This is a genomic window from Acidobacteriota bacterium (assembly GCA_028874215.1).
Taxonomy (GTDB): domain Bacteria; phylum Acidobacteriota; class UBA6911; order RPQK01; family JAJDTT01; genus JAJDTT01.
The window spans coordinates 126,094-146,113 of record JAPPLF010000080.1 but is presented as its reverse complement, the minus strand read 5'-3'; the positions used below and the strand labels follow the sequence as shown (position 1 = coordinate 146,113).

Annotated in this window: 17 protein-coding genes; 10 read left to right on the top strand and 7 right to left on the bottom strand. The window is 62.4% G+C overall.

Annotated features, from left to right (window positions below):
• The first annotated feature begins 2 nt into the window (after nucleotides 1-2).
• From OXT71_16065 to OXT71_16045, 5 genes are all read left to right on the top strand, one after another.
• Nucleotides 3-914, top strand: coding sequence for an aldo/keto reductase (locus tag OXT71_16065; protein MDE2927912.1), 912 nt, complete (start codon nucleotides 3-5; stop codon nucleotides 912-914).
• A 49-nt stretch (nucleotides 915-963) separates the two neighbouring features.
• Nucleotides 964-2,049 carry an Ldh family oxidoreductase gene (locus OXT71_16060; GenBank protein ID MDE2927911.1) on the top strand — a complete coding sequence of 362 codons (1,086 nt, stop codon included), beginning with the start codon at nucleotides 964-966 and terminating at the stop codon, nucleotides 2,047-2,049.
• A 176-nt stretch (nucleotides 2,050-2,225) separates the two neighbouring features.
• Complete coding sequence (locus OXT71_16055; GenBank protein ID MDE2927910.1) at nucleotides 2,226-3,305, top strand: DUF3500 domain-containing protein; 1,080 nt, start codon at nucleotides 2,226-2,228, stop codon at nucleotides 3,303-3,305.
• Nucleotides 3,306-3,407: 102 nt separating this feature from the next.
• A complete protein-coding gene (locus OXT71_16050) occupies nucleotides 3,408-5,204 on the top strand; it encodes a sodium/solute symporter (GenBank protein ID MDE2927909.1) in 1,797 nt (598 codons plus the stop codon).
• A gap of 6 nt (nucleotides 5,205-5,210) precedes the next feature.
• Nucleotides 5,211-6,113 (top strand): formylglycine-generating enzyme family protein, encoded by a 903-nt coding sequence (locus tag OXT71_16045; protein ID MDE2927908.1) that lies wholly within the window; start codon nucleotides 5,211-5,213, stop codon nucleotides 6,111-6,113.
• On the opposite strand, the gene hemG is transcribed toward OXT71_16045, so the two are convergent.
• From hemG to OXT71_16015, 6 genes are all read right to left on the bottom strand, one after another.
• The gene (gene hemG / locus OXT71_16040) at nucleotides 6,110-7,519 is read right to left on the bottom strand and encodes a protoporphyrinogen oxidase (GenBank protein MDE2927907.1); all 1,410 of its coding nucleotides are present in this window, start codon (nucleotides 7,517-7,519) and stop codon (nucleotides 6,110-6,112) included. The two genes, OXT71_16045 and hemG, sit on opposite strands and share 4 nt — an antisense overlap.
• Nucleotides 7,504-7,632 (bottom strand): hypothetical protein, encoded by a 129-nt coding sequence (locus tag OXT71_16035; protein ID MDE2927906.1) that lies wholly within the window; start codon nucleotides 7,630-7,632, stop codon nucleotides 7,504-7,506. The genes hemG and OXT71_16035 overlap by 16 nt, the downstream gene beginning before the upstream one ends.
• A gap of 260 nt (nucleotides 7,633-7,892) precedes the next feature.
• Nucleotides 7,893-8,789, bottom strand: a complete 897-nt coding sequence (locus tag OXT71_16030; GenBank protein ID MDE2927905.1) for a 2-oxoacid:ferredoxin oxidoreductase subunit beta — start codon at nucleotides 8,787-8,789, stop codon at nucleotides 7,893-7,895.
• 61 nt (nucleotides 8,790-8,850) lie between these two features.
• The gene (locus tag OXT71_16025; GenBank protein MDE2927904.1) at nucleotides 8,851-10,632 is read right to left on the bottom strand and encodes a 2-oxoacid:acceptor oxidoreductase subunit alpha; all 1,782 of its coding nucleotides are present in this window, start codon (nucleotides 10,630-10,632) and stop codon (nucleotides 8,851-8,853) included.
• Nucleotides 10,633-10,870: 238 nt separating this feature from the next.
• Nucleotides 10,871-11,872, bottom strand: a complete 1,002-nt coding sequence (locus OXT71_16020; GenBank protein MDE2927903.1) for a potassium channel protein — start codon at nucleotides 11,870-11,872, stop codon at nucleotides 10,871-10,873.
• A gap of 121 nt (nucleotides 11,873-11,993) precedes the next feature.
• Nucleotides 11,994-12,809 carry a ZIP family metal transporter gene (locus tag OXT71_16015; GenBank protein MDE2927902.1) on the bottom strand — a complete coding sequence of 272 codons (816 nt, stop codon included), beginning with the start codon at nucleotides 12,807-12,809 and terminating at the stop codon, nucleotides 11,994-11,996.
• A gap of 136 nt (nucleotides 12,810-12,945) precedes the next feature.
• Here OXT71_16015 and OXT71_16010 point away from each other — a divergent pair, with 136 nt between their 5' ends.
• The 4 genes from OXT71_16010 to OXT71_15995 all read left to right on the top strand — a co-directional run bounded on the left by OXT71_16010 (nucleotide 12,946) and on the right by OXT71_15995 (nucleotide 15,518).
• A complete protein-coding gene (locus OXT71_16010) occupies nucleotides 12,946-13,308 on the top strand; it encodes a hypothetical protein (GenBank protein ID MDE2927901.1) in 363 nt (120 codons plus the stop codon).
• Nucleotides 13,305-13,475: a hypothetical protein gene (locus tag OXT71_16005; protein ID MDE2927900.1), complete on the top strand. Its 171-nt coding sequence runs from the start codon at nucleotides 13,305-13,307 to the stop codon at nucleotides 13,473-13,475. Before OXT71_16010 ends, OXT71_16005 begins: the two co-directional genes overlap by 4 nt.
• A 13-nt stretch (nucleotides 13,476-13,488) precedes the next feature.
• A complete protein-coding gene (locus OXT71_16000) occupies nucleotides 13,489-13,845 on the top strand; it encodes a VanZ family protein (GenBank protein MDE2927899.1) in 357 nt (118 codons plus the stop codon).
• A 71-nt stretch (nucleotides 13,846-13,916) separates the two neighbouring features.
• Nucleotides 13,917-15,518, top strand: a complete 1,602-nt coding sequence (locus OXT71_15995; protein ID MDE2927898.1) for a hypothetical protein — start codon at nucleotides 13,917-13,919, stop codon at nucleotides 15,516-15,518.
• Between the two features lie 21 nt (nucleotides 15,519-15,539).
• Here the strand turns inward: OXT71_15995 and OXT71_15990 are convergent, their stop codons facing one another.
• The gene (locus tag OXT71_15990; GenBank protein ID MDE2927897.1) at nucleotides 15,540-17,267 is read right to left on the bottom strand and encodes a tetratricopeptide repeat protein; all 1,728 of its coding nucleotides are present in this window, start codon (nucleotides 17,265-17,267) and stop codon (nucleotides 15,540-15,542) included.
• 314 nt (nucleotides 17,268-17,581) lie between these two features.
• On the opposite strand from OXT71_15990, the gene OXT71_15985 reads away from it, so the two are divergent.
• Nucleotides 17,582-20,008 carry an FG-GAP-like repeat-containing protein gene (locus OXT71_15985; GenBank protein ID MDE2927896.1) on the top strand — a complete coding sequence of 809 codons (2,427 nt, stop codon included), beginning with the start codon at nucleotides 17,582-17,584 and terminating at the stop codon, nucleotides 20,006-20,008.
• Nucleotides 20,009-20,020: the final 12 nt, after the last annotated feature.

The following is a 20,020-nucleotide window of genomic DNA, read 5'->3' as shown; positions in this document are numbered from 1 at the left end:
CCATGAAGACAGTAAGGTTTCACGGACACACGATTTCGCAACTGCTGCTGGGAACCGCCCAGTTCGGCTACGACTACGGCATCGCCAACCAGGTGGGTCAGCCGTCCTACCGCGCCGTCTTGAAGATCCTGGAACGGGCCTTCGAGGGGGGCGTGAACGCCCTGGACACGGCGGCCCTCTACGGTGAGTCGGAGATGGTCCTGGGCCGGGCTCTGAAGGACCTGGGATTGCGGGACCGGGCCTTCGTGATCACCAAGTTCCCCTGGGTCCATCAATCCGGGGACGAGCATCCCGACCGGTTTCTGGAAAGGGGGATCGTCCGGGCGCTTCGAAACCTGGGACTGGACCGGTTGCCCCTCTGCCTTTTTCACCGCTACGACGATCTGCCCTATCTGGACGCCGCACTGGCCCTGAAGGAGAAGGGTTACGTCGAACACGTGGGAGTTTCGGTCTACGAACCGGAACAGGCGCTGGAGGCCCTGTCCCTGGAGGGAATCGAAGCGATCCAGGTTCCCCTGAACGTCCTGGACCGGCGTTTCCTGAAATGCGAGATCCCGGTCCGGGCGGAGCGGCAGGGCATCTCGGTGTTTGTCCGCAGCGTCTATCTGCAGGGCGTTCTGGGACTGTCCGATGACGACCTGCCCGACTTTCTTCAGGATCTGCATCCCGTCCGCCGCCGTCTGGCCCGCATCGCGGGAGACCAGGGCCTGGCCTCCCTGGCGCTTCGCTATGTCGCATCCCTTCCCGGCGTCCTCGGCGTGCTGGCCGGTCTTGAGACCCTTGCACAATTGGAGGACAACCTGGCTTGGATCGGTCAAGGGGAGTTGAGCCGGGAGACCATGGAGGAGATCGACCGAGCCGTCATCGAGGTTCCTCGGCGGCTTCTGGACATGAGACAGTGGCCCAACGCATAGTCCGGGGGACCAAGATGCCGACAGTGTCGAAGAAGCAAGAGGCAGGACCATGACCGCATCTGAAACCTACGTCCACGCCGGACCCCTCCGCCGCTGGACCGAGCAGATACTCCTGGCCAAGGGGACTCCGCCCCGGGATGCGGAGCGGGTCACCGAGGTCATGATCAAGGCCGACCTGAGAGGGGTCGACACGCACGGGGTCTTCGTCTGTGTCCAGCCCTACCTGGACCGCATCGAGCAGGTCAAGCCCAACCTGCAAGAGATCAACCTGAAGCCGAACCTGAAGATCCTCCGGGACCAGGGCGCCGCTCTGCTGCTGGACGGCGACTGGGGCTTCGGCCAGGTGGCGGCCTGGGAAGCCATGGAGCTGGCCATCGGACGGGCTCGCACCCACGGCATCGGCATGGTCTCGGTGACCCGGAGCACGCACCTGGGAATGTGCGCCTTCTATCCCCTCATGGCCGTGGCCCAGGACATGATCGGCCTCACCATGACCAGCACCATGCCGGCCGCCGTCCCCACCTTCGGCCGCAAGGCGCGTCTGGGCACCAATCCCATGAGCATGGCGGCGCCTGCCGGGAAACATCCCCCTTTCGAGCTGGACATGGCCACCACCGTGGTCTCCGGAGGCAAGGTCTATCTCTCCCACCTGGCCAGGAAGAAGATGCCCGAAGGTTGGATGGTGGACGAGCAAGGAGATCCCTTGACGGATGCCACCGTCGGTCTCCAGTCCGGATCGCACCTGCCACTGGGCGGGGCAGGTCTCCTCCACGGCGGCCACAAAGGCTACGGGCTGGGACTGATCGTGGAGATTCTCTGCGGCGTGCTGGCCGGCGGCAACATCGGCCCCCGCATCGTGGCCGGAGAGAATTACCACTGGGTGGCGGCCATCGACGTTTCCGCGTTCCAGCCGGCGGCCCGGTTCAAGGCCATGATGGATGACTTGATCGATACCCTGCACCGGACACCTACCGTAGCCGGTCAAGACCAGGTCCTGATCCCCGGGGAGCTGGAGCACCGGACCTGCGAACACCGGGTCCGCCACGGCATACCCGTGTCTCCCGCGGTGCTCCCCTGGATCGAGGAGACCAGCCGGAAGTTCGGGATCGATCCTCCGCAATTCGTTGAGTCCTGAGTCGTCCCCTGATCCTTCGGCATTGCGTCGCCTGGCCGGACCGAACCGGAAGGAAGCCGGCCGCCGGCCGTCCTCCGGTGGCGGGAACCTCATCCGCCGGATATAATCGACCGCCGGTCGCCCCCGACCCGGGGCCCTGGGGCGGCGAACCACTTCGAACCATATGGAGCGATCTGATGAGACTTCGACTCTTGGTCCTGTTGCTGGGCGCCGCCTCCCTGGTTGCGTCCTCCGGTGCGTCTGGGGATGGTGAAGCCATGATCAGAGAAGCCAGTCGTTTCCTGGATTCCCTCTCCGCCATGCAGAAGGCCGTGACCCAGTATTCCTTCGACGGCGCGAAACGGGTGGAGTGGCACTACTTTCCCGACAGCGGCTACCAGCGGTCCTACGGCTACGCCCGGCCCGGCATCGGCTACAAGTACATGGACGAAAAGCAGGAGAAGCTGGCCCACAACCTGCTTCGGGCCGGGACGAGCGAGCAGGGCTTCTCCAAGGTTCAGGGGGTGATCCAACTGGAGGAAATCCTCCGGATCCTGGAGAACGACACTTCAGGAAACCGTGACCGGGAAGCTTACTACTACACCGTTTTCGGCAAGCCTTCGGCTTCCGGGACCTGGGGCTGGCGGTTGGAAGGGCACCATCTTTCCCTGAACTTCACCATCCGGGACGGCAAGCTGGTCTCCGCCACTCCGGCCTTCCTCGGCGCCAATCCCCACGAAGTCCGCGGGGGAGCCGACAAGGGCCTGAGGGTGCTGGGCGCGGAAGAGGACAAGGCCAAGCAGTTGCTGCAGAGCCTGGAGTCCGGACAACGCGACTTGGCGGTCGTGCAACACGTCGCCTACAGGGACATCCTGAGCTTCGTCGATAAGCGGGCGCGGTTGGTCAACGAGCCTCCCGGGCTGGCGGCCGCGGAGCTCACCGATGAGCAGTACCAGGCGCTGAGGAGCCTGGTGCACGAGTACGCCGCCAACGGATCCACCGCCATTACCAAGGGGAGAATGGCTCGCTTCGACGGGACGCCCAGGGCGAAAGTCCACTTCGCCTGGGCCGGAGGGACCCAGCCCGGAGAAGGGGTCTACTACCGGGTCCAGACGCCCGATTTTCTCATCGAATACGCCAACACCCAGAACCGGGCCAACCACAGCCACACGGTCTGGCGAGACTGGAACGGGGACTTCGGACACGATGTCCTGGCCGCCCACTACCAGGATTACGACCACGGGCTCGGTGAGCCGATCTACAGGGCAGCGAAATAGCCCCGCCGGGCATTTGGGAACGCGAAGGGAAGTTCTTGGCCCCGCGCGGACCCGGCCGGCATCGAATCGACCTTCCATCACTGCGAGCACAGGAGTGAACACATGTTGCTAGCCCTCGACCAGGGCAGACCAGACCTGTTCGATGGCCTCCAATCCATCGACTACGGGGCCGTCGTCCTCTATTTCATCGTGATGCTGATCGCCGGTTACTACTTCAGCAAGAGGCAGAAATCGACGGAAGAGTACTTCATGGCGGGCCGGAGCATGCCCTGGTTCGTGGTGGGCGTGAGCATGTTCGCCACCCTCCTGTCCACGGTCAGCTACCTCTCCAGTCCCGGCGAAATCATCAAGAACGGTCTGGGCATCTGGGGGGGACAGATGCACATTCCCTTCACCCTGGCGTTGGTCACTCTGGTCCTGATCCCGTTCTTCATGCGCAAGCGTTTCACCAGCGCCTATGAATACCTGGAGACGCAATACGGTCTCGGCGCCCGGCTCTTCGCGTCGATCCTGTTCATGCTCAATCGGCTGTTCTGGATGGGGATGATCGTCTACACCGCCTCCTTCGCCATGGTCCGGATGACCGGCCTGCCCTTTATCTGGGTGGTGGTGGGAATCGGCTCCATCGCCATCGTCTACACCACCATGGGCGGAATGCGGGCGGTGATCTGGACCGACGTGGCCCAGTTCGCCATCCTCTTCGCCGGCCTGGCGTTTACCGTGGGATTCGTCTTCTTCGAGACCGGGACCGGCCCCGCCACCTGGTTCAACGACGTGATGCAGGCGGAACGGGAGCCGCAACCCTTCTTTGCCTTCGACCCCTATGTCCGGGTCAGCCTCCTGGGCATGGCCATCTACGCCATGTTCTGGTGGACCTGCACCGCCGGCTCGGATCAGGTGGCCATCCAACGGTACCTCACTACCGGCTCGGTCCAGGGCGCCCGGCGCTCCTTCGCGTCCAATCTCGGCGCCGACATGACCATTGCCCTCTCCCTGGGGCTCACCGGCATGGCCCTCTACTCCTTCTACCTGGGACAACTCCCCGGCACGCCCGACCAGGCCTTTCCCCATTTCATCGCCCACGGCATGCCCCGGGGACTGGCCGGCCTGGTGGTGGCGGCGCTTTTCTCGGCCGCCATGTCGAGCCTGGACTCGGGGATGCACGGGGTAGCCACGGTGTTGACGGTCGACTTCTTCCGCCGTCTGCGCAAGAAGGCCCTCGACGCGGCCGCCGAGCTGAAGCTGGCCCGGACGATCACGATTCTGGCCGGCCTGTTCGCGGTCGGCTTCTGCCTCTATCTCAACACGATTCCCGAAGAGACCCGGGGCAATCTCTTCGATCTCACTGTTCGAATCAGCAGCTACATCACCGGTGCCCTGGGAGGCATGTTCTTCGCGGCCTTCCTGCGCTTCCGCTGCACCGGCCCCATGATGATCGCGTCGGGGTTTCTGGGCATGGCCGTCGGCTTTTACCTCTCCCTCGCCACCTGGATACAGACCCACCCGGACATCTTCGTCTACGTGGACGCGCCCGGTCAGGCGGAGACCATGCGCTGGGAACCATCCAGGGACCAGGACAACGCCATCGGATCGGATTCGGGCGAGAATGAGTTCGTCCTGACCGGCGAAGGGGTGGCCGAACGACATGCCGTCGTCCGGCGAACCGAGGACGGCTGGCAGTTGGAGAGCCTGGCCGAGACCCGGATCAATGATGAGCTCGTTTCCCAATCCCAGATCCGGCCCGACGATTCCATCGAGATTGCGGGGAATCGCCTTTTGGTCAAGGTCAAGGCCGTGTCGTGGATGTGGGTGCTTCCCAGTTCCTGTCTGGTGACCCTCTTCTCCGCAGGTCTGCTGGGTCTGTTTACCCGGCGAAGGACCACTGGATCCCCGGCATAACCACTCGTGACGAAAGCCTTCAACCGTCCGGCCGGTCAGTTCGTCGTCTTGGGGTCCCTCGTCTGCATGGCTTTCTCCTCCTGCCGGACCGTGCCCCAACCACCGCCTGAAGAGATGGTGCGGATTCCCCAAGGCACTTTTCTCATGGGGACGGATCAGGGATTTCCCTTCGAGGGCCCTCCGCACCGGGTCAGCGTGAGCGCCTTCTGGCTGGATCGTTACGAGGTCACCAATCGCCAGTTTCGCGACTTCGTCACCGAGACCGACCACAGAACCGAGGCGGAGACCTTCGGTTGGTCGGGCGTGTTTTCCGAAGAAGAGGAAGCCTGGAACCCGGTGACAGGGGCCTCTTGGAGACATCCCACGGGTCCCGATTCCTCTATCGAAGATCGGCTGGACCACCCGGTGGTCCACGTCTCATGGAACGACGCCGTTGCCTACGCCCAGTGGGTTGGAAAGCGGCTTCCCACCGAAGCGGAATGGGAATGGGCAGCCCGCGGGGGACTGGATCAGGGTCCCTTTCCCTGGGGCGCCGACCTGAATCCTGACGACCGGCACATGGCCAACCTGTGGCAGGGCGTGTTTCCCGTCCGGCACCAGGTATTGGACGGATTCCGCACCACGGCGCCCGTCGGCTCCTTCCCGGCCAATGGCTACGGGCTCTACGACATGGGCGGCAACGTGTGGGAATGGACCCGGGACTGGTACCGGAACGACTACTACCGCCATTCCGGCGGCGCCCGAAATCCGGCGGGTCCCGCGAAGGGTTCCGAGCGGGTGATCCGGGGAGGCTCCTGGATGTGCAGCGTCAACTACTGTCAAGGCTACCGCGTGGCCGCGCGTCAGAAGACCGCCCCCGATTCGGGCCTGACGAATCTGGGTTTCCGCTGCGCCCGTGACGTGGACTAGTCACCGTGAATGCGCTTGCGAGCGCGTACGGCAACCTCTTCCGCGACCTTCCGGGAAGTCTCGATGCAGTCGGGGATTCCGACTCCTCCGATGAAGGCGCCGGTCAGGTAGATCCCCGGGAATTTGTTCAGGGTAGCGCGGATTGCTTCCATCCTCTTGGCGTGTCCGACGACGGGTTGGGGCATGACCGGGCCATGTTCCCAGACGTAGCTCAGGGTGGGGGAACAGGAGATCTTCAGGATCCGCCGGAGTTCCTGGTGCGTCCGGGCCACATTCTCATCCTCGCTCATCCCCGTCCGGCGCCGGCGCCCGTCGTGGACGGCACATCGAAGCAGAACCGAGTCCGGGGGACAGCGCTCATCGAACTTGCTGCTGACCCAGGTGCAAGCATCCAGCACCGTGTCCGCCCCCTTGGACGCGACAAAGCCGAATCCGTTCAGGGGATGCGAGAACTCGGATCGCCTGTAGGCCAGATAGACGATCCGGGTCGACGTATAGGGAACCCGGCTCAGGGGAGAGCTGTCCTTTGCGGTCAAACCGGCGAGGAGCCTTGAGGCCGCCGGAGCCGGAGTCGACAGGATGACCGCGTCCTGGACCCCGTCGAACCCGTCTCCTTGCAGTCGATACCTTCTCCCGGCAATGGCGGTCAGGCGCAACCCGGCGACTCCAGTGCGGATCTGCACTCCTGGGAGGCGCTTTCCGAGGGCATCCGTCAACTGCTGCATCCCGTTGCGCAGGGTCAGGAAGAGGGGGAGCGGCTGGGATGAACTCTCGAGGGGCCGGCGAAGGAATCCTTTCCGGAGGCTTCCCTGGGTCTGCTCCAACCGGTAGAGGAGGGGCAGAGCGCTTTCCATGCTCAAATGACGGATGTTGCCTCCGTAGATGGCTGAAACCAGAGGTTCCGCGACCCGGCGGGTGAACTCCCGGCCCAGGCGCCGATGGAAGAATTTCTGGACACTGGTGTCCATCCGGGAACGTGGGATCCACGGTTCCAGAAGGGCTCGCAGCTTGCCCGCCGGACTCAATGTGGCCGAGGACCAGAAGGCTCGCCTCCGAACCGGGGCGAGAAAGACCATGCCTTCCGGAAGCGGGTTCAGACCTTCCGGCCCCAGGACGTAGACCTTGCGCCGGTCATCCCTGGACCCCAGAAGGTCGGCGCCGAGGCCCAGTTCATGGGCCAGGTCCTGAGCCGCCGGCTTGTAGGAAACAAAGGCTTCGGGGCCGTCTTCCAGGAGGAAGTCGCCAACGCGTCTCGAGCGGACGACTCCACCCAGGCGAGGCGCCTTCTCCAGGAGCGTAATCTCCAGGTCCAGTCCTACGGCGGAGCTTGCTCGGCTCAGGTAGTAGGCCGCCGCCAGTCCGGAGAGTCCTCCGCCGACGATTCCTACCCTCAGTCCGGAAGGCATTGAGGGACGTCGAATGCCTGAATGAGAATGGAGACCGCCGGATTCTTGGAGTTTCGGTCCCAGGTTCGGGCTTGAGGATAGAGAGATTGGTCGGCCAGAATCGCCCGCTTCATGGCTGAAGCCTCCGGCGGCCCGCTGCGGGGATAACCGTTTCACGGTCTCCCCGGTTACGGTAGTTGGAACCGGTATTCCCGGCGTCCGATACCCCGGGAATACCGTTCCATCAACATCCGATCGAAGCGTCCCCAGCCTCTTAAGGTCCCACCCGACGGCAAGTAGTTAAGATGCAAGCGCCCCCGGATAGTCGCGACTCCGGTTTCCGGTCGAGCCTCACAGCGATTGCGCGGCGCCGTGACGACACGGTCGGTCAAGACTACATCATCCGCTTGATGATGCGTTGCGCCTGCTCGTTGGTGACGCCCAGTTCCCGGTGCGCCAAGGGTCCGCCTTCGTCCAGAACCCCTTCCAGGTTGTGGAGGGAAGGTGCCAACTTCTGGAAGAAGCAGCCGATGTAGATGTCGTCACCCCAGACCATCGCCTTCTCGCAGGCGGCCTTCCAGTCGGTGGTGTCGTGCTCGATGTCCTCCAGCTTCCTGACCCGGGGCTTGAAGAACTTGTAGTCGTTGTCGTGGTTGAAGGTGACGCAGGGACTGAAGACGTCCACCAGGGCAAACCCTTTGTGCAGGATGGCTTGCTTGATAAGACTCACCAGGTGAAGCGCCTGTCCGCTGAACCCGCGAGCCACATAGGTGGCGCCGTTCATGATGGCTGAAGTAATAGGGTTCACCGGCATCTCGACACTGCCGTAGGGAGTGCTCTTGGTCTTCATTCCCTCTTCGCTGGTCGGAGAAACCTGCCCGGTGGTCAGACCGTAAATCTGATTGTTCATGACCAGGTAGGTCATGTCCACGTTGCGGCGGGCCGTATGGGTGAAGTGGTTGCCGCCGATTCCGTAGCCGTCTCCGTCTCCACCGGTCGCCACGACCGTCAACTCGTGATTGGCCATTTGCGCGCCCGTGGCCACCGCCAGAGCCCGGCCGTGCAGGGTGTGCATTCCGTAGCCGTTGAAGTACCCCGGCAGATTCGAAGAACATCCGATCCCGCTGACCGTGAGGATCTCATGAGGTTGGAGACCCAACTCGGCGCAGGCCCTTTGCAGCGTCCGCAGGACGCCGAAATCTCCGCATCCGGCGCACCAGTCCGGTTCGACCTTTCCCTTGAAATCCTTTGCCTTCAAGGGCTTGACCGATGCTTGTTGAGTGACAGCCATACTCATGATACTTCCCTTTCCTGTGTCGGCCGCTGACCGGAACCGACCTGTTTTGCTTCTCCTATACCATGATCTCCTGGTAAGGAACGGAGTGGTTCGTTTTGCCCCTCAACTGCTCCAGCACCGCTTCCACGATGTGGTGGGGCATGAAGGGTTCGCCGTCATACTTTCGGATGTGGCCATCCGCCACGAAACCGGTCTCGCCTCGGAGATACCGGGCAAACTGTCCCGAGTGGTTGTTCTCGACGATGATGGTCCTTTTGGCTCCTGCCAGAGCCTCCAGGATGGCGTCGCCGTGCAACGGGACGATCCACTTGATGGGCAGATGGTTGATCTGAACCCCCTGCTCCTCGAGCTGTTCGATCGCCTCCTGGATCACGCCATAGGTGGATCCCCAACCGACCAGCGTGGCCTCAGCTTCCGCCGCGCCTTCCAACCGGGGCGCCTCGATGTCCTCCAACACCCTGTCGAACTTTCGAGCTCGTTTCTCCACCATCTGACGGCGTTTGTGGGGATTCGTGAACTCGTCGCTGATCAGCACTCCGTCCTCGTCATGCTCGTCGGTGGCCACGACATGGACGTATCCCTCCAGCCCGGGGATGGCCCGCGGAGACACCCCACTGTCGGTGTCCAGATAGCGTTTGTAGCCGTCGGTCGCGGAGTGCTCGGTAATCAATTGCCCCCGGTCGATCTCAGGTTGAAAATCGATGTCGTCCGGATCGACGCTGAAGGTCCCCTCCGAAATCAACAGATCGGAAAGCACGATGCCCGGGCACTGATATCGATCGGTCAAATTGAAGACCTCGGGAACCGTGTTGAAGGCGTCAAGCGCGTTCTTCGGGGCAACGATGAAACGCTGGAAGTCTCCCTGGCTCGCCCCCAGCATCTGCCACAGGTCCCCCTGTTCCGTCTTGGTGGGGACACCGGTGGACGGACCCGCCCGCTGCACGTCGATGAAGACCACCGGGATCTCCATCATGGCGGCTGCGCCGATGGCTTCGGTCATGAGCGCGAACCCGCCACCCGAGGTGGCGCACATGCTCCGGGCTCCGGCATGCGCCGCACCGATCGCCATGTTGGCGACTCCGATCTCATCCTCGACCTGCCGCACCATGATCCCCAATTCCGGGGCATTCCTGGCCATCCAGTGGAGCACGCCGGTCGACGGGCTCATGGGATAAGCGCAATAGAACTTGCAGCCGCCGGCGGCTCCGCCCATGGCCAGGGCATCGTTGCCGGTCCAGACCGCAAGCGGTTTCGGTCCCACCGGGACTTGGACGGGAAAAGGATCGAAGTTGATTTCGGCGAACTTGTATCCGGCTTCCGCAACCGTGACGTTTTCGTCCACCACGGCCTGCCCCTTACGCCCGAACTGGAGCTTCAACGCGCCGGCCAGCACATCGAAGTCCAATCGCAGCAGGGACACCATCACACCCAGGGCGACGGTGTTCTGGACCAGCCGGTTCCGATTGCCGCTGGTCAGGTCCACGACCGGCATGGGGCACAACTGGACTCCATCGGCGGCGTCCCCGGGCGTGATGGCGTCGCTGTTGTAGATGGCGCAAGCACCCGGGCCCAGCAAACCAAGATGCCGGTTCATGGTGTCCTGATTCAGGCAGACCAGGAGATCCAGCTTGTCGCCGTGAGTCGATGGATAGCCGTCCTTGAGCCGAATCGTAAGAAAAATGTGCCCACCGCGAATGATGGACTGGTAGGCATTGTATGCGTGCAGGTGAACGCCGCGCCGCACGAAGATTCGAGCCAGGATGTTTCCCGGCGTCGCAATTCCCTGACCGGCAGCGCCACCGATGGCCAAGGCAAAATCGAACTGTCCCGAACTCATATCCATTCTCTCCTCGAGTTGGGGGCGGACCCGGACGAGTCGCTCGTGAACTCCGCCAGGGTCGAAACTCGTATCCGAATAAAGAAATGGCGGGCGGGAACACTCCCACCGCCGCCAAATCTACCCGTCCTTCCTTTCAGACGCGCTCGCGAAGACCACTTTACTTTACACGAATCCCCTGCCAAATGCCAGATACGGCGGCCACGCCGGCGCCGACAGGTGTCAGGACCAGCCGCCGTCACCCGCGCTTGGCTCGGGCCAACTCTCGGACCCGGTCCTCCGGGCCCAGCACCACCAGCACGTCTCCGGCTCCGATCTTCACGGCGTCATCGGGGTTGAAGACCACGGGAGACTGGGAGCGTTTGACGGCAACGATGATCAGACCGTACCCGCTCCGGATCCTGGACTCTTCGATGGAGCGTCCCGCCACCTCCGAGTCCGGAGCGATTTGAATCTCCTCCATGACGAGTTGCAGGCGTTCCCGACGGATCACCAGGTCCATGAACTCCACCAGCGCCGGACTCAGGACCTTGTGAAGCAGCCTCAGTCCCACCAGCTCGTACGGCGACACCACATGATCGGCTCCGGCCCTTTCCAGCTTCGTCTCCGCACTCTTTCCCGAGGCCCGGGCCACGGCCACCACCGATGGATTGAGACCCTTGGCCGTCAGCGTCAGGTACAGGTTGTCGGCATCCGACGGCAGGAGGGCGAACACCGCCTTGGCCCGGGCCAACCCGGCGAGGAGTAGATTTCGATCTTCAGTGGCGTCGCCGATCACATGCCCATAGCGGAGCCGTCTCAGATCCTCCTCTGCGGCCGGGTCGGCCTCGATCACGCAGAAGGGCAGATTGCGGCGGCCCAGCTCGATCGCCACGGTGCGGCCCACCCGCCCGTGGCCGCAGACGATGAAGTGGTCTTCGAGCTTGCCCAGATCGCTTTTCATGCGCCGTCTCCCCAATGCTTCCGCCAACTTTCCTTCCAGCAACGTCTGGCCCAGGGCAGTAAAGGTATAGATCGCCGTCCCCAGACCCGCCACGATCAGGAAGGTGGCGAACGCCTTTCCATAGGCCGAAAGCGGTTCCACCTCTCCGTATCCCACCGTGGAGATGGTGATGACGGTCATGTAGACACTGTCCAGCAGCGACCACCCCTCGATCCAGGAAAATCCCAGACTGCCCACCACCAACCATGTCTGGAGCAGACCGATTCCCAGGATCAGAGTGGAACGTCTTCGCGCCATATTCCTCCAGACCGGGATTCAGAGGGAGGGCGATTCCGAGCCGGGCGAAAAACCATAACCTCGTGCGGCGCCGCTTCCGGCCCTTCCCGGGCCGGGTCCGCCGTCGATGCGGACCGTCCATTCAGCCCAGGGCCACGTCCAGAATCATCATCACGGTGAATCCGAAGATGGCGCCCATGGTGGCCAGATCCGTGTCGCCTGCCCGCTGGGACTCGGGGACCACCTCCTCCACCACGACGAAAATCATGGCTCCGGCGGCGAAACCGAAGGCATAGGGCAGCAACGGCCGCGAAAGAGAGACCAGGACGGCCCCCAGGACGCCGGCCACCGGCTCCACCACGGCCGAAAGTTGACCGTACCAGAAACACTTCAAGCGGGAGACCTTCTCCCGGCGCAACGGCATGGCCACAGCCACCCCCTCCGGCAGATTCTGGAGTCCGATTCCGATGGCGAGCGCCACCGCCGACCCCAGAGTCATGGCCGAATCGACGCCCAGGGATCCGAACGCCACCCCGACGGCCAAGCCCTCCGGAATATTGTGGATGGTTATGGCCAGTATCAACAGGCTCGTCCGGTGCCAAGTGGTCTTGATCCCCTCCGACTCGGATTTTGGAAATCCCAGGTGAAGGTGGGGCATCACCTTGTCGACGCACCACAGGAACGAGGCGCCGATCAGAAATCCGGTGGCTGCGGGAAACCATTCCGGCAGGGTCCCGCCTTCCGACATTTCGATGGCCGGGGCCAGTAGGGACCAATAGCTGGCGGCGATCATCACCCCCGCCGCGAATCCCAACATGCCATCCAGGACCTTGCGGTTCAGGTCCTTGGCGGCGAAGACGAGGGCCGCCCCGAGAGCGGTCATGAACCAGGTGAATCCAGTCGCACCCAAGGCCTGCAGAACCGGATGCCACCCGCGAAATCCAAACAGATCTTCCATCAACATTCCTCGACCGGGGGATTCTAACAGTCCGTGGTGAAAGTCCCGCGTCTTGTCCCCGTCATTCTATCCGGGCGGGCAGACAGCCTGGATCCGGCGGCTTGAACTCCGGGACGACTCTTTCTATTCTTCACGCGTGCCTACGAAGATTGCTCTCTGTCTGGCCGCTTGGCTGATTCCGGGATCGGGCCACCTGCTCCAGGGGCGGTGGGCAAGGGGGCTGCTTTTCTTCGCAGTCGTAATGATCCTGTTCGTCTTCGGCCTCTCCATGGAGGGCCGCCTATTCGGCTTGGGGCCAGGGTTCTTCGGCAAGCTCAAATTCATCGCCGATCTGAGCATCGGACTTCCCTACCTCCTGGGGAAATGGGCCGGTTGGGGAGCGGGCAACATCCATTCTTTCGGCTATGAATACGGCAATACCTTCCTCTACACGGCGGGGTTGCTCAACATGCTGATGGTGCTGGACAGCTACGACATCGCGGCGGGGAATCGACGATGAACCACCTTGCCGGGTTGGTCCTTCTGGCGTTGAGCATCGGCGCGGTCTTCGCCTTGATCAACAAGGAGGATACGGGCGACCGGGTCCGGTATTTCCTCTCCCTGACGGCCTATCTGGTTCTGGGATCGTTGGCGGCCGTGTGGCTGATGCAGCTGATTCCGTGGTAGCGACGGTGGCGACGTGGGGACCGTCCTGCACTGGATTCCGGCTCTCGTCACCATCGGCCTGATCGTCTTCCTTTCTCATCAGAGCCGTCTGCCCGGAGCCGGATTGGGTCTGAACCCTCTGCTCCATCTTATCGAGTATGCGTTTTTGACTCTGACCCTGGTCTGGGGAAGAAGCGCAGGACTGCGGCGGAAAATCCGGACACGCCAACTCGTGTGGCTCGGAATACTGGGAACGCTCTTTGCGGTGACCGACGAGATCCATCAGTCCTTCGTTCCCAGCCGGATCGCCTCCGCTGGAGACCTGCTGGCGGACGTGGCGGGAATCACTCTGGTCCTGGCAGCTTACCGTCTGGTCCGGAACCGTTTCTAGTCACCAAGGGGCGCAATAATTTGCAATATGCCGGAGTGGAACGCACGAGAAATGGAAGGCGGGCAGCAGCAATGAAGAGAATGTTTCTTCCTCTGGTTCTCGCGGCGGCCGCCGGACCGGCCGCCGCCATCCAAGCGCAGGGCTCCAATCCTCCAGGCGGCCGCGAATCCGGGGCCGAGTACACAGTGAAGCTGAATCCCTCAGAGCGCCGGGGAACAGTCGCTCCCGGGATCTTCGGTCACATGGTGGAGATGATCGGCACGACCATTTACGACGGCATCTGGGTCGGCGAGGACTCCAACATCCCCAATGACGGCGGCTTGCGGCTCGACACCATCGAAGCCTATCGCCAACTCCGCGCTCCCGCGTTTCGCTGGCCGGGGGGGACCATTGCCGACAGCTACCGCTGGAAGGACGGGATCGGCCCTCGATCTCAACGGCCCCGCATCATGAACATCTGGCAGGAGGTTGAACCTAATTCCTTTGGAACCGACGAGTTCCTGCGGTGGTGCGCCGCCATCGGCGCCGAACCGGTCATCCAGACCAATATCGGGATGGGAGACCCCAGCGAGATCCTGGCCTGGATGGAATACGCCAATGGCATTCACGACACCCAGTATGCTGAATTGCGGCGGAAGAACGGCCACCTCGAACCCTACGGGGTCAAGTACTGGACCATCGGCAATGAGACCAGCTATCACTGGACGCCCGAACTCTACGCCATCCAGGTGCGCCGCTACGGTTTCTACATGCGTCAGTATGCCACGGACGCCAAGATCATCATCAACGGGGAACCGGACACCGACTGGGTCGACAGGCTGCTGAAAGCACTCCGTGACCGCCTCGAGTTGTTCGACCTGATTTCGGTTCAGTGCTACCTGAAGCCGGCTCTTGCCGCCGAAAGCCAAGCCGCCGACACCTACACCCTGCTGGCCGATGTCGAGCGGTGTCAGGAAGTGATTGATCTCGCGGCCAAATCGATCGACCGCTGGATCGGGGACCGCAAGGACATCGGTATCATGCTCGACGAGTGGGGCTCCTGGCACAAGGAGATCGATCCCGTTCAATCCTTTCCGGTGGAGATTTCAGGAAAGGACTGGATGCAGCCGGACACCATGCGCGACGCACTCATGGCGGCACGCATGCTGCACGGGTTCATGCGCAGGGCGAAACGTCTGCGCCTGGCCCATCTGACCGAATCCATCAACATCATTCATAACGTCATTAAGACCCAGGGTCCCAAGCTGGTTCGAACTCCCACCTTCCATGTCTTTGATCTGCTCAAACACCATATGAACATGGATGTCGTCGGGGTGGACGCAACGATCGGCGGCTTCGGATTTGTGGACGAGGGCAGGACGCGCTCGCTGCCCGATCTGGACATCATGGCTTCCGCGAACAGTGATTCGAGCCAGTTCGTCGTCTCCGTCGTCAACCCCCACCTGAGCCGCGAGCAGACCGTCCGATTGAACCTTGAGGGCGCCCGGCGGCTGCAGCCTGCGGCGACCGTACTGACCGCCTCCGGACCATTGGAATTCAATGACTTTCAGGCGCCGGATCGAGTCAGGCCTGCGGCGGCGAGCGTTGGCGGACAGGGTGGAGAGTGGACCTTGTCGTGCCCGCCGTTTTCCCTCACGCTGGTTCGATTTACGGCGGTGGAGACGGGATCGTAGAGGCGACCCGGCGCGAAAATGTCAATTCGTCAGGGCTGGAGATGGATTGGCCCCCTCTCCTGCTGACTTCAGCGGCGCCAGGTCTCCCGGGACGGGCGAGAAAATCGGGTCGTCGGCCCTCCACGGTTTACGGCAGGGCTGGCCACTCCGATAAAGAACCAGATTCTCCTGAAGCAAGGCAGCCAGATCCGCGCGGCCGGATTGCGTGACTTCGTTCATCATTCCCTGCTGGACCTGCAAAGCTCTATTGAATTGGCCGCTCATTGCCAGGGCCATCGCCAGTGTCTCCAAATGCTCGAAAGCCACTTCGTCCTGGGACTTGAAGACACCCTGCAGGAGCTTCAGAGCCAGCCGTCCGTCGTTGACCGTGCTTTGGGGCGAAGCTGCCAGCAGGCGCGCCAGGGCATGGGTGATATCGATGTCCTCCGGCAGAGCCTTGTGGCTCGTTTCGAGAAGCGTTCGCGCGGCCTGAAAACGGCCCAGCTTCACCAACGTCATTGCCTGCATGAATCGGGCAAACGCGTGGCTGGGATTCAGTTCATTGACTCGGCCGTAGTGCTGCCCGGCCTGCGCCATGGCCCCCAGTCTCATCAATAGATTCGCCGCATTGAAATGGGCGTTCTCGAATCCGGGATCCAGTTCGACGGCGTTCCGGTAATGCTCGAGAGCCTTCGGATAGGCCTTCCGCAGGGTGTAGACCAACCCCAGATTGTAGTGAAGCCGGGGATTGCCCGGCGAGAGCCTGAGCGATTCCTGGTACTTGGCCATGGCTCCGCCCACGTCTCCCATTTGAAGCAGCGCCGTCCCCAGGTCCATGTGGGCGATCGGCTCCTGGGGATCGGCCGCCACCATTTGGCGGAAAGCCTCGGCGGCCTCGGCAAAGCGTCCTTCGCTCAGCGCCACTGTGCCCTGACTCCAAAAAAACTGCTTGCCCGTTCTGACTTTACGGAGCTCTTCCATCAGCGGATCCGGATATTCCGGGGTCTTGGTCCCGCGCTTCTTGAGATGTTCCCGCGCTTTCTCCAGATCCCCGATCTGCCGGTAGGCCATGGCCAGCGGATAGTGGATGCTGCTGGCGTCCGGTTGCATCGAGACGGCGGATTCGAAGTACTCGATGGCCTCCTCAGGATCGTTTCGAGAGAGAGCAATCTTGCCCAGCCCCGCCAACGCCGAGGCTGACGACGGATACGGGTCGCGGGAGATGGCCTCCTTGAAGAGCGGTTCGGCCAGGTCCGGGCGATTCAGGTTCAGTTGCGCCTGGGCCAGATGCAGCAGTGTCGGAAGATCTTCGGGTTCGATGCCGGCGGCGCGCCGGTATTGCTCGACAGCCTGCTGCAGGTCCCCCTGGCTTTCCAACAGGCGGCCCAGCAGATAGGCCCAGCGAAAATCCTTCGGCTTCAGGACCAGCGCATTCCGGTAGCAGGCGCGGGCGGCCTCGGTGAAATCATAGGCATGGTAAAGCCTCCCCAGTCCTCCGAAAGCATCAGCCCGAGCCGAATCGGAAACTTCGACCGCGGAGACCTTGGCCGCCAACTTGGAACGCTCCGCTTGAAGTTGCTCCCGAATCAGCCGCTCGACGGCATTGAGGTCGGGATGAGGAACGGGGGTCAAATCTCTGGCGGCGGGGTCCTGAAGCCCGGCCGGTACGCCTGCGGCATGGACACCGGCCACACCCAGGAAAACCAGAGCCAGGGTCAGCCCGGCCGGTACCGGGAAGGCTCCTTTGCCGTTTGCGAAGAACCGAAACATTCTCAGAAGCTCCCCCAAAGGAGCGGCGGTTTCCTAACCGCCGATCTCCGGTGCGACAAACTTGGCAACGAAGACTGGGCGATTGGAAATCGCCCCCCCTTTTTCTTAGAAGAATACCACCGGAGGGAACAGAGAGGCTTCTCGGTGACGGCTGTCCAAGTGCCATGGACCAAGCTCCGCCGCGCAGGAGTTGGCCTTGCCAGGCTCCCGAAAAAAGAAGATCCTATCCCCTTCACGGGGTGGTACTCCGAACCCCCGTAGCTGAAGCGATGGTCCCACCAAATTCGGCAAGGAGGGCGGGCGGCATATTGGCAGTGGTTTGGCTCGGTCTGGCGGCGGCTCCGTCCGCCGCGCCGAACCTGCGCCAGGAGGCCGACGAGAGAACCCGCCCGCAAGACCATCAACCTCCCGTACTGCGCCGTATGCCCGAGTTCTCCTTGACCGATCACCTCTCCCGGACCTTTGGGACCCACCAACTGCTGGGCAAAGCATGGATCGCGGATTTCATTCGCACCCGCGATCCGCAGGCGGCGTCGCAGACCGCCGCGCTGGCGAAGCTCCAAAAGGAACTCAAGAGACGGCCGGGCTGGGCCGACACTCGTCTGGTCACCTTTACGGCCGATCCGGAGCGCGACTCGCCGGAAGTCCTTCGGAGTCACGCAACTGCGGCCGGAGTGGACTGGGAACAGTGGAGCTTCCTGACCGGCTCCCGGGACGTACTGGAGCGAGTACATTCAGGGTTCGCCGGGACGGCGCCTGCGCACAGCGGGAAATGGATGCTGGTCGATCCGCAAGGGCATGTCCGAGGGTTCTACGACGGCAACGCAGCCGGCCAGAGAGAGGCCCTGAAGAGGGATGTCCTGACAACGCTGCAGGAACGTCTCCTGTGGCAGGAATTCCCGTGGTTGGAAGAACGCCGGCAGGCCCAGCTTGAAAGCGCCGGCGGCATCCAGGTCCTCCACGATTTTTCGTTTGAGGACCGGGTCGGGGAATCGGGCATAACTTTTCGCAACCGGATCGTCGACGATGCTGGAAGGTCCTTTATTTTCGCCCATTACGACCATGGCAACGGACTCGCCATTGCCGATGTCGATGGCGACGGCCGGCATGACATCTACTTCGTGAGCCAGGCCGGCAGCAATGAACTCTGGAAGAACCTGGGCGGCGGCAGGTTCGAGAACATCACGGAGCGGGCGGGGGTCGGTGTCAAAGAGCGAATCGGCGTGACCGCGTCTTTTGCCGATATCGACAATGACGGCGATGCGGACCTGTACGTCACCACCGTTCGCGGGGGCAACGTGTTGTTCGAGAACGACGGGAAGGGAGTCTTCAAGGACATCAGCGTCGAGTCCGGCCTCGGGTACAAAGGCCATTCCTCGGCGGCGGTCTTCTTCGACTACGACCGCGACGGCCGCCTGGACCTCTTCCTGGTGAATGTCGGCATTTACACGACGGACGAAATCAGGACGGTCGTCCATGACTCCTTTACCGGAACCGATCGCGCCACCTATACCTACTTTCGTTCCACGCCGGATGCCTTCAACCGCCACCTGAATGACGCGCTCTCGGAGCCCAGCATCCTCTACCGGAACCAGGGAGGAAACCGGTTCGTCGACGTCACCGTCCAGGCGGGTCTGCAGGATACGAGTTGGTCGGGCGACGCCAGTCCGCTGGATGCCAACAACGATGGGTGGCCTGACCTCTATCTGGCCAACATGCAGGGCCACGATCAGTACTACGAGAACGTCGAAGGCCGGCGATTCGTGAAGAAGAGCCGCCGGCTGTTTCCCGCCACGCCGTGGGGAACCATGGGGATCAAGGTCTTCGACTTCGAGAACGACGGGCGCCTGGACCTCTATCTGACCGACATGCACACGGACATGTGGAAGCATCTCGATCCGTTCAGCGAGAAGGAAAAGATCCCCTTCCCCGAGGAGATCGCCGAGAAGCAGATGTTGGCCACCGACGGGAATCATGTCTGGGGAAACGCCTTCTTCCGCAATCAGGGAGACGGCGCCTTCAATGAAATGTCGGATCGATTCAATGCCGAGAACTACTGGCCCTGGGGACTGAGCGTGGGGGACCTGAACGCCGACGGATTCGATGACGCCTTCATCACGTCCTGCATGAACTACGGCTATCGTTACGGAATCAACAGTCTGCTGCTGAATGACCGCGGACGGAGATTCGTGGACAGCGAATTCATTTTGGGAGTGGAACCCAGGCGCGGCGGCCGGACCCTCATCCCCTGGTTCGAACTGGACGTGCTCGGCGCCGACAAGGACCACGAACTGGTCAAAAAGGCCCGGGCCCGGGGCGCCAGAGTCACCCGTGTCGTGGCCTGGGGTGCCATAGGCTCACGTTCATCGGTGATTTTCGACCTGGATGACGACGGGGACCTTGACATCGTGACCAACGATTTCAATTCCGAACCCATGGTCCTGGTCAGCGACCTGGCTGATCGGAAGCGGATTCATTTCCTCAAAGTCAATCTCACCGGGACCCGGTCGAACCGCGACGGGCTCGGCGCCTGGGTCACGGTCCGGGCGGGTTCGGCCACCTACACCAAGGTGCAGGACGGCCAGTCCGGATACCTCTCACAGAGTCGCTGGCCGCTCTACTTCGGGCTCGGCGAAGCCGGAAAGGTCGATCAGGTCGAGGTGCTATGGCCGTCAGGTCAGCAACAAGTGCTTCCTGGACCCATACCAGCCGGTTCCGAATTGAATGTAACGGAGCCGTAGGCTGTAGTAGCT

Coding starts and splice junctions, on each gene's coding strand:
- OXT71_16065 (MDE2927912.1), top strand. CDS start 3: ATGAAGACAGTAAGGTTTCACGGACACACGATTTCGCAACTGCTGCTG.
- OXT71_16060 (MDE2927911.1), top strand. CDS start 964: ATGACCGCATCTGAAACCTACGTCCACGCCGGACCCCTCCGCCGCTGG.
- OXT71_16055 (MDE2927910.1), top strand. CDS start 2,226: ATGAGACTTCGACTCTTGGTCCTGTTGCTGGGCGCCGCCTCCCTGGTT.
- OXT71_16050 (MDE2927909.1), top strand. CDS start 3,408: ATGTTGCTAGCCCTCGACCAGGGCAGACCAGACCTGTTCGATGGCCTC.
- hemG (MDE2927907.1), bottom strand. CDS start 7,519: ATGCCTTCCGGACTGAGGGTAGGAATCGTCGGCGGAGGACTCTCCGGA.
- OXT71_16035 (MDE2927906.1), bottom strand. CDS start 7,632: ATGAAGCGGGCGATTCTGGCCGACCAATCTCTCTATCCTCAAGCCCGA.
- OXT71_16030 (MDE2927905.1), bottom strand. CDS start 8,789: ATGGCTGTCACTCAACAAGCATCGGTCAAGCCCTTGAAGGCAAAGGAT.
- OXT71_16025 (MDE2927904.1), bottom strand. CDS start 10,632: ATGAGTTCGGGACAGTTCGATTTTGCCTTGGCCATCGGTGGCGCTGCC.
- OXT71_16020 (MDE2927903.1), bottom strand. CDS start 11,872: ATGGCGCGAAGACGTTCCACTCTGATCCTGGGAATCGGTCTGCTCCAG.
- OXT71_16015 (MDE2927902.1), bottom strand. CDS start 12,809: ATGGAAGATCTGTTTGGATTTCGCGGGTGGCATCCGGTTCTGCAGGCC.
- OXT71_16005 (MDE2927900.1), top strand. CDS start 13,305: ATGAACCACCTTGCCGGGTTGGTCCTTCTGGCGTTGAGCATCGGCGCG.
- OXT71_15995 (MDE2927898.1), top strand. CDS start 13,917: ATGAAGAGAATGTTTCTTCCTCTGGTTCTCGCGGCGGCCGCCGGACCG.
- OXT71_15990 (MDE2927897.1), bottom strand. CDS start 17,267: ATGTTTCGGTTCTTCGCAAACGGCAAAGGAGCCTTCCCGGTACCGGCC.